Source organism: Vibrio sp. PBL-C16, assembly GCF_034321865.1.
GTDB lineage: Bacteria > Pseudomonadota > Gammaproteobacteria > Enterobacterales > Vibrionaceae > Vibrio > Vibrio alginolyticus.
The window spans coordinates 285870-302437 of record NZ_JAXLNY010000001.1; the positions used below are offsets into that span (position 1 = coordinate 285870).

Annotated in this window: 13 protein-coding genes; 3 read left to right on the top strand and 10 right to left on the bottom strand. The window is 44.7% G+C overall.

Annotated elements, in window-relative coordinates; all coding sequences use genetic code 11:
- Positions 1-3 precede the first annotated feature (3 nt).
- Positions 4-957, bottom strand: a complete 954-nt coding sequence (locus UQW94_RS01170) for an endonuclease/exonuclease/phosphatase family protein (protein ID WP_322141924.1) — start codon at positions 955-957, stop codon at positions 4-6.
- Between the two features lie 226 nt (positions 958-1183).
- Between UQW94_RS01170 and UQW94_RS01175 the strand changes: the two genes are divergently transcribed.
- On the top strand, positions 1184-1717 hold the full coding sequence (locus UQW94_RS01175) for an RNA-binding S4 domain-containing protein (RefSeq protein WP_005376400.1): 534 nt from the start codon (positions 1184-1186) through the stop codon (positions 1715-1717).
- A 106-nt stretch (positions 1718-1823) separates the two neighbouring features.
- On the opposite strand, the gene UQW94_RS01180 is transcribed toward UQW94_RS01175, so the two are convergent.
- The 7 genes from UQW94_RS01180 to UQW94_RS01210 all read right to left on the bottom strand — a co-directional run bounded on the left by UQW94_RS01180 (position 1824) and on the right by UQW94_RS01210 (position 8358).
- Complete coding sequence (locus UQW94_RS01180) at positions 1824-2642, bottom strand: EAL domain-containing protein (protein ID WP_005386068.1); 819 nt, start codon at positions 2640-2642, stop codon at positions 1824-1826.
- A 92-nt stretch (positions 2643-2734) separates the two neighbouring features.
- A complete protein-coding gene (locus UQW94_RS01185) occupies positions 2735-3655 on the bottom strand; it encodes an amino acid ABC transporter permease (protein WP_005386069.1) in 921 nt (306 codons plus the stop codon).
- Between the two features lie 81 nt (positions 3656-3736).
- Entirely contained in the window at positions 3737-4555 is an 819-nt protein-coding gene (locus tag UQW94_RS01190; protein WP_005386070.1) for a transporter substrate-binding domain-containing protein, read from the bottom strand.
- A gap of 9 nt (positions 4556-4564) precedes the next feature.
- A complete protein-coding gene (locus UQW94_RS01195) occupies positions 4565-5362 on the bottom strand; it encodes an amino acid ABC transporter permease (protein ID WP_005376396.1) in 798 nt (265 codons plus the stop codon).
- Positions 5362-6096 carry an amino acid ABC transporter ATP-binding protein gene (locus tag UQW94_RS01200; RefSeq protein WP_005386072.1) on the bottom strand — a complete coding sequence of 245 codons (735 nt, stop codon included), beginning with the start codon at positions 6094-6096 and terminating at the stop codon, positions 5362-5364. The genes UQW94_RS01195 and UQW94_RS01200 overlap by 1 nt, the downstream gene beginning before the upstream one ends.
- A gap of 162 nt (positions 6097-6258) precedes the next feature.
- Entirely contained in the window at positions 6259-6915 is a 657-nt protein-coding gene (locus UQW94_RS01205; protein WP_005376394.1) for a lysoplasmalogenase, read from the bottom strand.
- 294 nt (positions 6916-7209) lie between these two features.
- The gene (locus tag UQW94_RS01210) at positions 7210-8358 is read right to left on the bottom strand and encodes an iron-containing alcohol dehydrogenase (protein WP_005386076.1); all 1149 of its coding nucleotides are present in this window, start codon (positions 8356-8358) and stop codon (positions 7210-7212) included.
- A gap of 206 nt (positions 8359-8564) precedes the next feature.
- Between UQW94_RS01210 and UQW94_RS01215 the strand changes: the two genes are divergently transcribed.
- Positions 8565-9446 (top strand): AraC family transcriptional regulator, encoded by an 882-nt coding sequence (locus tag UQW94_RS01215; protein ID WP_322141925.1) that lies wholly within the window; start codon positions 8565-8567, stop codon positions 9444-9446.
- Positions 9447-9723: 277 nt separating this feature from the next.
- Positions 9724-12885 carry a chitinase C-terminal domain-containing protein gene (locus tag UQW94_RS01220; RefSeq protein WP_322141926.1) on the top strand — a complete coding sequence of 1054 codons (3162 nt, stop codon included), beginning with the start codon at positions 9724-9726 and terminating at the stop codon, positions 12883-12885.
- A gap of 97 nt (positions 12886-12982) precedes the next feature.
- Here the strand turns inward: UQW94_RS01220 and glgC are convergent, their stop codons facing one another.
- Complete coding sequence (gene glgC, locus UQW94_RS01225) at positions 12983-14200, bottom strand: glucose-1-phosphate adenylyltransferase (protein ID WP_033906540.1); 1218 nt, start codon at positions 14198-14200, stop codon at positions 12983-12985.
- Positions 14201-14737: 537 nt separating this feature from the next.
- Positions 14738-16486: a formate--tetrahydrofolate ligase gene (locus tag UQW94_RS01230; protein ID WP_042520819.1), complete on the bottom strand. Its 1749-nt coding sequence runs from the start codon at positions 16484-16486 to the stop codon at positions 14738-14740.
- Between the last annotated feature and the right edge of the window lie 82 nt (positions 16487-16568).

A 16568-nucleotide genomic window follows, 5' to 3' on the forward strand; every position in this document is an offset into this window, starting at 1 on the left:
TGCTCAAAGCTTTACTTCAGCCGTCAGCGCCACAAATGCGTGGTCGCTGGCGTTTTTATCTCTGTCATAAATCGGGTTGATCAGATGTTGGTTAGACACCTGATAGTCAACAACCTCGGCAACCGATATATCTGATAAGGTGTCAAACTCTTGTGAGAGCAAGATATAGTCGAATACATTCCCAGTGGAAAAATGATAGTGCGTGGCTGGGCGTTCATCCTTCAGGGTGTCACTTTGCAATAACCAACCATCTTTGAGTTGTAGTTCAGTGACGCTGTCACCAGTATTGGATACCAATGGGCTGTTAACGCTGATAGGAGTGATAGGTTGATTCATATCGCCCATTAACACTGTCGGCATTGGTTCTTTTCGATACCTCTTTTGCATCGCGTCTCTTAACATCGCTGCTTCCCAGCCTCTTTGCTGGGTGGATAACCAGCGCCCAATAATCGTGCTAGACGTTTCTGGTTGTTCTGAGTCGGCCGGGCGTTGAGATTTCAGGTGCGTTACGTAAACAGCGATATGACCAAGTACAGGATGTATTACTTGGGCATAGATAGGTTTGCGACTGAACTCTGGAACAACACTTACTCCAAAAGGCTCAAGCGTTGCTAAGTCAAACTCTACCGCTTGTACTTTTTCTATTGGAAACCGAGATGCGATTGCCACAACAGGGCTTGAGTAAATGTACTCATCCTCAACATGTGGGGTGTCAACGGTCGCAAAGTAGGGGTAGCCGATGGTTGAAAAGAATGCCTGGGTCTTCTCGATACTGAATACTTCTTGTAAGCCAATCACGTCGCCTTCCAGTTTTTCAACTTGACGTTGCGTCCACGAAAGTTTGTCTCGCCATTGCTCTAACGAGTATATGTTCTCGAAATCATAGTAGGCGTTAGGCGGTGCGACAAAATTAAACAAGTTCGCAGTGACAAAGGTAATTCTACTTGGTTGAGACAAAGTATTCACTCTTTTCAACAATAACTTAGAGAGTATATACCTTCAGGTTGCGTAATTGCATCTTCGTTTGAGCTACGCATCGGTATACAAGCTAACAAGCGACAAGTTAAATGGGTTAAGAGGTGCTCAAACGCCAAGGCGAATCGGTGATTGAATATCGGCAGAGGTTTCTATTTTTAAGCATTGCGTTTAAACTTCAGGGCATCAAATAGTAAGAGTAAGTAACATGACCCAAGATTACGACCACGAAGAGTATTTAGAAGGCGAAGAGATTGAGATCGAAGCGATTGGCATCGATGTTGATGCGCATCCAATCGAACTGTACAAGCTTTTTAAAATCGCAAACTTGGTCAGCGGTGGCGGCGAAGCAAAACATATCATCGAGGAAGGCTACGTCGCGGTGAATGGTGAACTAGAAACACGTAAGCGCCGCAAGATGTATGATGGTGACTTTTTTGAGTTTAACCAGGAATATTATGTTGTGGTTTGCGATGCGCCAGTAACCGAACCTGAGACGGCAGAGCAAAAAGCAGAAAAGAAAGCGAAAAAAGAAGCACAGTCTTCTCGTAAAGATAAGTCTCGTCAAAGTAAGTCACCCAAAGCCTCTGGGCCTAAATCAACAGGCCGTAAAGCGGCACATAAAGAGCGTAAAGCGCAGAAAGAAGCGTTGTCTCAGTCTGCTAAGAAAGGCAAAAAAGAAGACAAACCGCAAGCCACTCGTGATCCGAAGAGCGGTCGTAATTCTATTGATTTTTTCTAGGGAAATGAACGCTTAACTAAATAAGTGACATCTGAGTAAAACTAAAAAGCGCCGAGCATATTATATCGGCGCTTTTTTGGTTTCACTGTGCTGTAAGTGGGCAGTGTTAATGCACTGTCGTCTCGATGTTTAGGCTATCTGTCCAGTGATGAATGGCGCAAGGCTTTCCTAAGTAAAAGCCTTGGTAATAATCCAAATTAAGTTGATACATAGCTTGTAGCTGCACGTCTTCTTCAACCCCTTCTATAATGACTTTTGCTCCCATATGATCCGCTAGATCAACGGCGCTATGTATGGAAAAGGTTTCTCCGGCGCAGTAGTCTAGCAAATAGGAACGATCGATTTTGATGATGTCAGGGCAGAGCTGCTGAACACGTGCGATATCAGAATGTTGGGCGCCAAAATCATCGATAGCAAAGATAAAACCATTCGCTTTCATTAACTGTACGGCTTTGATTAATAAATCCGTATTTCCGCATGACTCTTCGACTACTTCAAAAACTACGTCTGATGGGCTCATACCAAGTTCGGAAAGGCGTTTGTAAAGCAGGCCGTTATCTTTAAAGCCCATGTCTTTGGTTAGCGTGAGTAGCGTTTGAGGCATGACGTTAAGAAACAGTTTGATCGGTGTCCCTGCGAAATAGCGTGCAAAATTTCGAATGTGCATTGCTCTGGATAAAAACTCTACACATAAGCGAAAGTAGGGATCAAGACCATTATTGGCCAGAAACACGTCAGGACGAATTAGGGAACCATCAATGCCACGAATACGCAGTAAGGCTTCCATACCAATAATACGTTGGCGTCTATCAAAAATTGGCTGATAAACACTGTGAAAAGTGAATTGATTGAGAACTACGTAATATTCACCAAGATTATCTTGTTTTATGTATCGCTCGTAGTCGGATTGATTCTTTAACTCCATGAAAAACGCCGAAAATTTAGCATCTTGCCAATGTAACAGGGTGCAATTCTGATTTGAAGAATCAAATGTGCCTAATTACATATGCGGTTGAGTTAATTTGAAATGGCTTCCGATTTTGCTTCAATATGGCGAAAAATAAGTGACAGACCAAAACAAATTAAGAAGTAAGCGAGGCCGACAATCAACCAAATTTCAAATATATACCCTGATGAATTTGCCATCTCTGTCCCAACAAACGTCATTTCTTGTATCGAAATCAGTGAAACAATAGAGGTGTCTTTCACCAAAGAGATGGTTTGACCGGCAAGTGCAGGTGTTATTGATTTAAGCACCTGTGGCGCGATAACAAATCGGTATTTCACCCATCGAGACAAGCCCAATGAGTCAGACGCTTCCCACTGACCTTGGTCGATACTTTGTAAACCACCGCGCACAACTTCTGCAATGTAGGCAGAAGAGAGTAAGCCGACGCATAACACGCCAGAGGCAAGGTTTTCCCAAAGGTTAGAAGGCCCAAACAGAAAGTGCTGTAGCGTATTTGGTTCGCCGTTGTAGTTTCGTAGAAGATCTTCCAAACCGAGTAACGGGATCAATTGGTTAGATATGAAAAAGTAGAAAATAAAAACAAACACCAACGGAGGGATGTTTCTCACTAACTGGATAAATGCATTGGCAGGTGTGCGCAACCAAACGGAACGAGAGAAGCGTGCTAAGCCTAACAAAGTGCCAAACGCTAATGCGAAGCTGATGCCCCAAATACTGAGCCTTAACGTCGAAATCAAACCTTGGAAGAAGTAGGGCAAACCACCATCTGCTCTAGGCGTGAAAAGTAATTCAAGCGCCTCTTTCCACTGCCACAAATAATGCACACCAACAGCGGACCGATGGTACAGCCAAACACCACCGATACCGCACATAACAAGTAGTACCCAGTCTAGTGTGTTTAATTGCGGTAAAAGGTAGCCTGTGCTGGATTTCGCGGGTGCTGTGCGAGTGGTAGTGTGTTCGCCCAAAAATTTGACTCCGATAAGTTATGGAAAAGTAAAATGGATGATTGGAGAGTATAGGCTCGCGGCGTCCACGAGCCATTTAGATTACTGGCCTTGCGCGACTTGATCTTGCCAATCTAATGTCGAGAACCAGTATTCATAACGTTGTTTTAACCATCCATCTTGGGTTCTTGCTTCAATCCATTTATTGAAAAAGGCCTTTTTATCTTCTTCCCCCAAGCGAACTGCAAAGGCTTCGTTACCTTGTGATAGTCGCTCAGAGAATGGAAGGAATAGTTTGTCGCTGTGTTTCACTGTCTCATGTTCTGGTTTTGGGCTAGAAGCAATGACCGCGTGGGCGTTACCATTCAGCACCTCTTGGAACGCTTGCACGTCGTCATCAAATTGCAGGATCTTCGCTTTCGGGAAGGTTTCTCTGGCTACTTGAACGGTGAATGCGCCGCGACGAGCCGCAATTTTTACGCGTCGTGAGTCAAAATCCGAAAATTCGCTAAAACCAGAGGCGAGTTCTTTGTTTGCTGCTACTTGAACGCCTGAGTGCGAGTAGGCCTCAGTAAACAACACGCTTTTGGAACGTTCAGGCGTAACCGACATGCCACCGATGATCACGTCGAACTTTTTCGCCAGTAGTGCGGGAATAATGCCATCCCACGCAGTCGGTACGAATTCCACTTTCAAACCTGAATCTTGTGCTAAGCGTTTGGCAACATCGATTTCAAAACCGATTAACTCACCTTGCTTGTTACGCATTGCCCAAGGTACAAATGTTGACATACCAACGCGCAAAGTGCCTCGTTCTTTGATTTGATCTACATTGGTTGTGGCGACATCTTCTTTCGCGATTGTAGGCATAGCGATGGCTAGCCCTAATAATGCAGTAATGGTCGCTTTGAATAACTTCATGTTATCTCCTTATAATTTGCGCCAACTGGCTCCGAGTTTGTGTTCTAGCCATGCAGACAAGCCAGAAAGTGACAGAGTGAGAGCAAGATAAATTGCTGCCACGGTAAACCAAATTTCGAACGGCATCGCCGTCTCTGAGACGATGTTGCGTGCCTGTGTTGTTAGATCAAAAATCGCCATCACGCTTACAATGGAAGAGTTTTTGATCAAAGAAACCACTTCATTGGTTAATGGCGGTAATGTGCGCTGTAAAACCTGAGGCAAAATTACGTCTTTGTAGGTGTAAAACGGTGATAGCCCGAGAGTTTGTGCTGCTTCGAATTGCCCTTTAGGAATACTGTTTAAACCTGCACGGAATATTTCCGCGGTGTAGGCACCTTGGAAAAGGGATAATGCCAAAACGGCGGTGCTGAATCGGTCTAAACCAATCACGGGGCCAAACACGAAGTAGAGTAAATAGATTTGCACCAACAACGGCGTGTTACGTATTACTTCGACATAAGTGGTACCAATAACATTGCCGACTTTCGAATCGCTAAGCCTTAGTAACGCGGTAACCAACCCTAATACTAAGGTAAAAAATAGACTAATAGCCGAGATGTTAAGCGTGACCAATAGCCCATCAATAAGTTCTGCCGGCCACCATTCGCCATCTTCATAAAAAGCGATGTAATCAGGTACGCGCTCCCATTGCCATTGATAGCCCATAGCGTCGGCACCAGAGTCCAACACCCACACAATCGCGATGAAGAGGAGCGTCATTTGCAGTAAAGCTTGAAGGACTGGTTTGATTACGCGAACTATCATCAGTAACTTAAAATTTGGTTCAAAAATGCTTGGGTTCGTGGATGCTGTGGTGTCTCAAATAAGGCGACTGGAGAGTTCATTTCCACGATTTGGCCTTCATCCATAAATACCACGCGGTTCGCTACTTTTTTGGCAAATCCCATTTCATGCGTGACGCAAATCATCGTCATTCCGCTTTGAGCCAGCTCAACCATGACATCCAACACTTCGTTGATCATTTCCGGATCAAGCGCCGAAGTTGGCTCGTCAAACAGGAGTAAATCCGGTTCCATACACAAGGAGCGGGCAATCGCGACGCGTTGCTGCTGACCGCCAGAAAGCTGGATAGGATACTTACTCGCTTGCTCTTCAATATTGACTCGCTTTAGGTAATGTTTTGCGCGTTTTTCAGCTTCTTGTTTTGACAATTTTTGTGTGCGAATCGGCGCTAAGGTGAGGTTTTCCAGTACAGTCAAGTGAGGAAAAAGGTGAAAGTGTTGGAACACCATGCCGATTTTACCGGGCTTGAGAGATTTTGCGTGAGAAGGCTGGTCGAACACATGAAGCTGGCCTCCTTGAATCGATTCAAGATGGTTGATGCAACGAATGAGCGTTGATTTTCCGGAACCTGAAGGGCCACACACCACGACGATCTCGCCAGAATGCACGGAGAAGTTGATGTCTTTTAGAGCGTGGTAATCGCCATACCACTTATTTACGTCGCTAAACTCAACGACGGGAGTATTCTCTTTCAAAGGGGCACGCTATAACGGAAAAATATCCTTTTACAATAGCAAGTTGTGCGCGTAATTTCATTAAGAATAAGCTAATGTTTAGGCGATGATTTTAAGACTCTATTCAGATCGCTTACAAGATACATCCATGTTTCTTTAATGTTGGTGCAGTCTAGAGTATGACTAACTCAGTTCAACGAGATACGGATAACGAACAACAATCGCAACAACAGACATAACCATTAATGTCTGTGCAGAATAGTAGGTCACCATGACAACTTGTCGTGAAAATATTGACCGTCCTCCAAAGCGTTCGAAAGCCAATACGATGCCAGAGATAATAAAGATAAAGCTTCCGAGCACTGCAAAAGAGGAGGATTGTGTTTTCCCACTCAAATAATACTCGATCGAAGCCCAGCACATAGTCATCAGTACCAATATATAACTGGCAACTGGCCGTTTCTCTTTACCGAGATCCGGTCGGAACAACCAGTAGACGCATATACCGAGTCCGAACAAGGCAATTGGGAGCCAAGGTGTAAAATGCCACGCTGACATGATGGCAAAACCATAACTATAGGAGAGATGGGCAGAGCAAAAGAGCACTAATCCTGTAATGAACTTGTCTCTAGGGAGCATTAATAACACGTCACCAAGCAACGAGAGCGATAAGCCAATCAAAATCCAATGCGCATATGGCATTGGGTAAGCCGGGGACTGAATTAAAATACCAAGCATACAGAGCACTGGTAATGGTTTAGAAACGTAAAAGAGCCATTTAGAGCCTTTACGGATACTGATGATATGTATGAATGCTAATACGACAACAACTAGCCACATAAAGTGTTTTCTCGAACAGACAAAATTATGTAGTACATCACTACAACAAATCAAAACTTAATTAACGAGTTAACTCGTTTTTTGATCTCAATTATTTTTATTTGTGTAAAGCTGGACAGTTGTCTCTTTACTAACCAACACGGCCGATTTTTTGTCTGGAGGGAATCGTTGTTTTTAGAAGCCTCCTCGTTTTGAACGTGATGTGGCTTACAAAATAGCATAAAAAAACGGTATTGTGACTGTTAAGTCACAATACCGTTAAACCCTAGGAAGGGCAGTGAAGAATTGTTGCAGTTATGAGACAGCTAACTCTAAGATTTCTCGGCTACGTTCAAGTGTGATCGCCTGGTTTTCACCTAAAACAGTCATGCCGTGTTTGTTTAGTTGATCAATGATGGCATCGATAGCTTGTTCACGGCTCTCACCATAGTTTTCGAGCTTAGTTGCGACATCAAGTTGATGATAAAACGCTTCGATAGATTCGATTGTGCGCTCTGCTAAATCCTCACCTGCTTCAAGACCAAATACGTTGCGACCCATTTGTTCTAACTTAGGGCGCTTAAACTGCATTTGGTTACGAAGTAACGACGGTTGGACAATTGCAAGAGAACGCGCATGATCAACGCCCCATAGAGCGGTTAATTCATGGCCGATCATATGTGTCGCCCAGTCTTGTGGAACGCCACTACCAATTAACCCATTCAATGCTTGGTTAGCAGACCACATTAAGTTTGCGCGCCACATATCGTCGTCTCGTTCCGCAAACTGTTCTCCGAGTGTTTTTAAAGTTTTCAGCAGTGTTTCTGCGTAACCATCTTGAACCATTGCACCGGTAGGAAGCGTCAAGTATTGCTCACATACGTGCACCCATGCGTCAACAATGCCGTTGATAAGCTGGCGTTCTGGCAGTGTTTTCATTACATCTGGGTCTAACACGGCAAATTTTGGCTGCACTGCTGGAGACATGAACGGAAGTTTGTCTTGAGTTTCTTTTTTAGTGATAACTGCGCCCATGTTTGACTCTGAGCCTGTTGCTGGCAATGTCAAAATTGCAGCTAGAGGCGTCGCTTCAGTGACTTGGTGCTTACCAATCATGATATCCCAACCATCACCATCATACTTTGATGCCGCAGCTACGTATTTGGAACCATCGATGACTGAACCACCACCTACCGCTAGAATAAAATCAACACCATGCTCTTTTACCATTGCGACTGCTTTATCGAGTGTTTCTTTGGTTGGGTTTGGTTCAACACCTGAAAACTCTAGCCATTCATGTCCCTCAAGAGCTTCTGCTACTTGGTCGTACACGCCATTTTTTTTGATGGAGCCACCACCGTATACCACTAAAACTTTTTGGTCGGATGGGATAGCTTCTTTGATTGCTGCGATTTGTTTTTGACCAAAGAAAATCTTGGTTGGGTTTACATAAGAAAAGTTCATTATTAGCCCTCTTGCTTCCAGTGAAGGAGATTGAATACATGCATATTAGTCCTGATTAACGATCGTTAACAGGTCGATTTCTGCAAATAATTTGCCTATTTCTACAAAATTAATGCTCTTGAGCTAGAAAGTTAAAGTCGAGAGGAAGTATAGTGCTCGAAACGATAATAGAGACCAAACTCGTTGGTCATTGATGGAGCGCTCTAATGCACACTCTCGCAGATATCATGCAGCAATATGTTGAAAAGCAGGGGCTGCATGACCTAGAAGGTATGAAGAAAACAGCGATAGATGGCGTATGGTTTTATCGCAGTAGCAAAGGGAATCATCGCCAGCCGTTTGTCTATCAGTCCGGCATCATCGTATTGGGTCAAGGGCATAAGAACATTCATATTGGTGATACACCAGTGCAATATGGGCCCGAAGATTACCTTGTTGTCGGGGTTCCCATGCCACTAGAGTGCGAAGCGTTTGCGACAAACAATGAGCCTTTACTTGGCATTTCGATAGATATTTCGCCAACGCTTCTTCATAAACTCGTTAAAAAATTAGAGGCTGAGAAATTCAGTAATAAGTGTCTGGATGCAACCCGTTGCGGCCTTAAGTCGGTACGTATGAATGAAGGTATGTTGGATGCGTGCAAGCGGTTAATGAAAGCAATGTGTAACGAGCTTGATGTCATCATGCTTGGCGAGCTGCTTCTTGAGGAAATTGTGTATCGTACTTTGGTGAGCAAAGAGGGGTATGTTTTATTTGACCTAGCACATCAAGAAGGTTCTTACGCGAGGGTCGCTAAAGCACTAAATCGCGTGCATCAAGCGTATCATGAACAGTTGAACGTACAAGCATTGGCTGAAGAAGCCAACATGAGTGTGTCTGCTTTCCATCAAGCATTTCGCAATGTCACGCTTGAATCTCCGTTGCAATATATTAAGAAAGTTCGACTTAACAAAGCGCGCGAATTGATCCAGTTAGAGGGGAGACGTGTTAATGATGCAGCGAGAATGGTCGGTTACACGAGCCCATCACAGTTTAGTCGCGAGTACAAGCGGCATTTTAATGAAACGCCAAGGTCAATAAAGGCTTAGTGATCTTTATTTCAAAATGGCGACTTTTTTTACCTTTTTTATTAATTTGCGAGTGACATATTTATTTGAGTTATAAAATTAGTTACTGGTGCCAAATAATAGGTACGTTGTTGCAATCATTTAGTGGATTGTTGCGAGGCGGTGTGGAAAACTCGTAAATAGATAGTGTGAAATCACCAACTTGTACTTAAGTTATTTTACGTCGAAATAAAAGTATAGATGCGCTTCGTTTAGCGCATTTAGTATTGTTTTAACAATAACTTAAGGAAGAGCGATTATGCACCTTAAAAACGGCAACGCAGTGAAAAACGTGTTCACACTAAGCACACTCACCGCTTCTTGTCTTATGGCCTTCAATAGCTACGCAGCAGTTGACTGTGCCCCTCTAGAAACTTGGCAATCATCAAAAGTTTATAACGGTGGCGACCAAGTTCAGCATGAAGGTAATGCTTATAAAGCGCGTTACTGGACGCAAAACAACAATCCAGCGCAATCTGGTGAGTGGGGCGAGTGGGAAACACTTGGCGCTTGTGATGGCACTGGACCGGTTGATCCACCTCAGAATGAAGTCCCGACGGTTACTCTGACATCGCCTTCTGCGTCGGCTTCTGTGACTGCGGGTGATGTTGTTAACCTAGCTGCAGATGCGGCAGATACTGATGGGACTGTTAGCAAAGTAGAGTTCTTTGTTGATGGTGTATTAGTTGGTCAGGCAACGTCTGCGCCGTATGCTGCATCGTGGACAGCAACTGAAGGACAGCACGAGTTCTCTACCAAGGCCTATGACGATGCAGGTGCCGTTAGTACGGCAAGTGTTGTGACGTTAACTGTGGCATCAGCGCAACCTGGTAACGAAGCGCCGACAGTGGATGTCGCGCTTTCTGCGAGCTCTATTGACCTGGGTGGTTCCGTAACACTGACTGCAAATGCTACGGATGCGGATGGTACCGTTGCTAAAGTTGATTTTTATGTTGCAGGTGTGCTTGCTGGCACTGCTACAACAGCGCCATACACGCTGGATGTAACCCCTTCACAAGCTGGCTCATTAAGTGTTTATGCGAGAGCAACCGATGACGCTGGAGCAACAGCAGATTCTGCACTTGCGACGTTAACAGTAAACGGCGGCGCAGTGACATCTAATTGTCGTCCTGATGGTCTTTATCAAACAACGGGTGTAGATGTTCCTTACTGTTCTATTTATGATGAAGAAGGTCGTGAGAAAATGGGGGCTGATCACCCACGTCGTGTAATCGGCTACTTCACCAGTTGGCGATCAGGTGACGACCCACAAGCGACTTACCTTGTTAAAGACATTCCTTGGGAACAACTTACTCACATTAACTACGCGTTTGTGAGCATTGGTTCTGACGGCAAAGTAAACGTTGGCGACGTTAATGATCCTAACAACCCTGCTACAGGTAAAACTTGGCCAGGCGTTGAGGTAGATCCTGCTCTTGGTTTTAAAGGTCATTTTGGTGCACTAGCAACTTACAAGCAAAAACATGATGTTAAAACGCTAATCTCGATTGGTGGTTGGGCTGAAACGGGCGGTCACTTCGATACGAACGGCGATCGTGTAGCTGATGGTGGCTTCTACACCATGACGACGAATGCGGACGGTTCTATTAATCATGCTGGTATTGAGAAGTTCGCAACTTCTGCCGTTGAAATGATGCGTCAGTACAAGTTCGATGGCCTGGATATTGACTATGAATACCCGACGTCAATGGCTGGTGCTGGTAACCCTTACGACAAAGACTTCATGGAACCACGTCGTCAGTATTTATGGGCGTCTTACCAAGAGCTGATGAAAGTATTGCGTGAGAAACTTGATGCGGCATCCGCGCAAGATGGTATTCATTATATGCTGACTATCGCAGCACCATCTTCAGGCTACTTGCTACGTGGGATGGAAACCTTCGATGTAACTAAGTACCTAGACTACGTAAACATCATGTCTTACGACTTGCATGGGGCTTGGAATGATCACGTTGGTCATAACGCGGCTTTATTCGATACAGGTAAAGACTCTGAGCTAGCGCAGTGGAACGTATACGGCACTGCTGCATACGGTGGTATCGGTTACTTGAACACAGACTGGGCTTACCATTACTTCCGTGGCTCTATGCCAGCAGGTCGTATCAACATTGGTGTTCCTTACTACACCCGTGGTTGGCAAGGTGTTACTGGTGGCGACAATGGCCTTTGGGGCCGAGCGGCACTACCAAACCAAGCAGAGTGCCAACCGGGCACAGGTGAAGGTGAGAAGAACAACTGTGGTCACGGCGCTATTGGTATCGACAACATGTGGCATGATACCGACCCTAAAGGAAACGAAATGGGCGCTGGTTCTAACCCAATGTGGCATGCTAAGAACCTAGAAAACGGTATTTGGGGCTCTTACGCAGCTGCTTACGGTCTCGACCCTGTCAACGATCCTTCAGATAAGTTTGTTGGTACTTATACCCGTCATTACGATAGCGTTGCTGTGGCACCTTGGTTGTGGAACGCAGAGAAGAGCGTATTCCTATCTACGGAAGATAAAGCTTCTATCGAGGTGAAAGCCGATTACGTTATCGATAAAGAGATCGGCGGTATCATGTTCTGGGAACTAGCCGGTGATTACAACTGTTACGTACTGGATGCAAATGGTAATCGTACGGCAGTAGATGCCACTGAACAAGCTTGTGCGGCAGGTAATGGTGAATACCACATGGGTAACACTATGACCAAAGCTATCTACGACAAGTTTAAGTCTGCGACGCCTTACGGTAATAAAGTAGCGACTGGTCCAACACCAACTGAAGCAGTAGACATTACTGTTAGTGTTGGCGGCTTCAAAGTTGGCGATCAAAACTACCCAATTAACCCGAAAATCACGTTTACGAACAACACTGGTCAAGCGATCCCTGGCGGTACTGAATTCCAATTCGATATCCCAGTATCTGCGCCGGACAACGCGAAAGACCAATCAGGTGGTGGTTTGAAAGTAATTGCTTCTGGACATACTCGAGCAAACAACATTGGTGGCTTAGATGGCGTAATGCACCGTGTGTCGTTCTCTCTACCAGCATGGAAAGACTTGCCGGCGGGCGGCACTTACGAGCTTGATATGGTTTACTACCTACCAATCTCTGGTCCGGCTAACTACTCAGTGATTTCTGGTGGTAAAGAGTTTGCGTTTAAGTTTGAACAGCCAGCTCTACCAATTGGTGATCTCAATGCGGGCACGGGTGGTGGTACCACTGAACCAGGTACGTGTGATACGACAGGTTTAGTGACATACCCAGCTCTGCCACAAACGGATTGGGCAGGTAATCCAAGCCACGCTAACCAAGGTGATAAGATCATCCACAACGGTGTGGTTTACCAAGCGAACTGGTGGACAGCGGCTGAACCGGGTACAGATGGTAGCTGGTCAACGGTATGTAACATCTAATTATTATGGATTATTTGTTATAGCCTAATGTTTACAGGTACTTAAACAAAAGCGCACGATGATTATCGTGCGCTTTTTTGTTGTGATAGTTTGTCGTTTAATCGAATTGGTAACTTTCAGGTATGACGACAATACCTTTGTCTGAGATTTTAAATCGCTTCGCATCTTCAAGTTTGTTGATGCCAATTTGAGTATGTGGCGGAATACGAACATGTTTATCAACTATGCAGTTGACCAACTGACTTCCTTCACCGACTTCCACGTCATCAAAAATGATAGAATCGACTACCGTTGCACTGTCTTGGATACGTACATTAGAAGAAATAATGGAGTGCTGTACTGAGCCGCCGGAATTGATGACACCGGTAGCAATGATGGAGTTAATAAAAATACCTTCATTACCCGTAGCCGACGATACAGTACGAGCTGGTGGAAACTGCGGCTCGTAAGTACGAATCGCCCAATTAGACTGATAAAGGTTCATTGGCGGCACAGGTTCTAGTAGATCCATATTCGCTTCATAGAAGGAATCAATGGTACCTACGTCGCGCCAATAGCAATCTTTATCGACGCGCCCTTTACTACCACAGAATTGATAAGCGTAAACGGATTCCGTATCAATCAGCTTAGGTATGATGTCTTTTCCGAAGTCATGGCTTGATGAATCGAGTTTTGAGTCTTCTTCAAGCGCTTCTTTCAAAACATCCATATCAAAGATATATATTCCCATAGAAACAAGGCTTCTGGTCGCGCTTCCAGGAAGGGTAGGTGGGGTTTCAGGTTTCTCTATAAACGAAGTAACGAGCCCGTTTTCTGCGGTGCCCATTACACCGAATGCTGAAGCATCCTCTACGGGAACATCCATACAGGCAACGGTGAGCTTAGCACCTTTCTCTTTATGCTCTTCAAGCATTGCAGCGTAGTCCATTCGATAGATATGATCGCCGGATAACACAACCACATACTTTGCATCATTTCGCGATAGCAACCACATGTTGTGATAAATCGCATCGGCGGTTCCTTCATACCATGCACCACCTTTGCGCATTTGTGGTGGAACAGCAGTAATGTACTCGCCTAGCTCTGGATTGAATATCGACCAGCCGTCTCGTAAGTGTTTTTGAAGTGAATGAGATTTATATTGGGTTAAAACAAGGATCTTGCGTAAACCCGAATGTAAACAATTGGTTAGTGTGAAATCTATAATTCTATATTTTCCGCCAAAAGGTACGGCTGGCTTGGTTCTGTCATCGGTGAGTGGGCTGAGTCTAGACCCCATCCCTCCTGCTAAAATTACGGCGAGTGCGTCTTCCATAGTATTCCCTTTCCCTTTTCTGACATGCATCAAAACGGTGCTAACCTGAAGGAGGTGGTATGCAACGCAGAGGTTTTGAAAAGCATGTGCTAATGTGCTTATTAGTGAAAAGTCTACTACAAGAATCGAGCCATAGAATATCTCCTTAAAAATCAAGGAGGTTAAAATTTCACTGTAAGACAACTGCACCATATTAGTGAAACGCTAAATAGCCCGTGCATCAAATTGGCGCAAAATTGTAGAAAGGAGAAGTCAACAAGTATGGATTTACAATGTAAAGTGGCGACAAAACAAGAAGATAAATAGGGTTTTCTAGCTTAATAACTATGGCCAAACAAGGCTTAGGGTTAGCGTCTTAACTCTAAAGGTCTAAAACAGGCGCGTTGATGTAAGGCAGGAGAGCTTTGTATCAACGATTCAAGAGTAGAAGGCCTGAGACAACTCTTTTCACAGTTGTTGAGAGTGAGTGGATAGGTAAGTAGACCACTCACTCAATGAATATGCTCACTTCACTGATAGCGATACGTTATCACTGCACTAAGAGAGACCGACGATATTTCCTCCATCATCAAGATCTAAGTTCATAAATGCGGGTTTATCAGGTAAGCCTGGCATCGTCATCACGGTACCAGATAATGCATAAACGAATCCTGCGCCCGCACACAAGCGCAGCTCGCGGATTGGGACGGTAAAACCAGTTGGTGCGCCTTTGACTGCGGAGTCTGTGGTTATCGATAATGGTGTCTTCGCGATGCAAACCGCTAAGTTGTTAAAACCTAGATTTTCAAAATGGTTGAGCTGTTCAGTCGCGATAGGAGTCATTTCTATATTGGTTGCGCCATAGCCCCCTTCACATACTGCCATGAGCTTTTCGAGTAATGATTGCTCTTTGTTGTATAACGGACAAAACTCTACAGGCGTGGTACACGCATCAATAACATGTTGAGCTAGTTCCGTTGCGCCTTGTCCGCCTTGCGAAAAAGCGGTGCTGATGGCTACTTTAACTTCGGGATTAAATTGGTGAATCAGATCTTCAAGAGCTTTAAGCTCTTTCACACAATCTTGTGGAAACTGATTAATGGCAACGACAGCAGGTAAACCGTATTTATGAACGTTATTTATGTGCCATTTTAAATTTTCAAACCCAGCCTCCAATGCTGCTTGGTCCGGATTAAAAATGGAATCTGGAATAGCCATACCTGGTCGTAAATCGTAGTGTCCAGAATTCGCTTTGAGGCCGCGTAATGTTGCTACGATCACTACACAGTCCGGGGCTTTGTTGGCGGCAGCAGCTTTAATGTTACACGCTTTCTCGAATCCCATATCCGAACCAAAACCGGCTTCAGTTACCGTGTAACCTGATAGTTTTAGCGCAATATCGTCCGCGATAATGGATGAATTTCCATGGGCGATGTTTGCAAATGGACCTGCATGGATCAACGTAGGAACACCTTCTAGAGTTTGCATCAGTGTTGGTGCAATCGCCTCTTTTAGTGTTACTGCCATTGCTCCTGCAACTTGTAGATCTTCCGTAGTGACGGGGTTTCCGTTCAAATCGTACGCTACGACAATTTTCCCGATACGTTGACGTAAATCTTTTAAATCTTTGGCTAGTGCAATGATAGCCATTAACTCGGAAGCGGCTGAAATATCGAACCCTTCGTCACGCTCGAAACCATTGATGGTTTTTCCTGCATCATTGAGGCCAATTTTGACTTTACGTAGTGCACGATCATTATGGTCCATCACTCGTTTCCAAGTAATACTGGCCGTGTCGATTTTAAGTGCTCTTAACCCGGTACGTGCTTCAAAGGCATCATAACCTTCGCGTTGCTCATGGAACAAGCGAGCGTCAAGAGCGGCTGAAGCAAGGTTGTGCGCCGCTGTCACTGCGTGAATGTCACCAGTAAGGTGTAAGTTTAACTCTTCCATTGGAGCTACTTGAGAATAACCACCGCCCGCTGCGCCACCTTTAATACCGAAGACGGGTCCCATCGAAGGTTGCCTTATACATGCAATAACAGATTGATTAAGCTTTGCTAAACCTTGCGCCAATCCTATCGTCGTAACGGTTTTTCCTTCGCCAAGAGGAGTCGGCGTGATCGCAGTGACGAGTACAAGTTTACCGTCATCATTTGCTTTGAGTCGTTCCAAACATTTTGGGTGGACTTTGGCTTTGTGCTTCCCGTGAGTGTCATACTCTTCGGGCAATAGTCCTACTTTTTCCGCGATAACATCAATAGAAGAAAGTGGTGTGTTTCGGCAAATTTCGATATCTGACTGCATGGAGAATCCCCAAAGTGGCACACAGGTAGCGTTGAAAAACTACCTGAGTTATAACGAGTATTATTGTGAGGCAAAGGTCTGC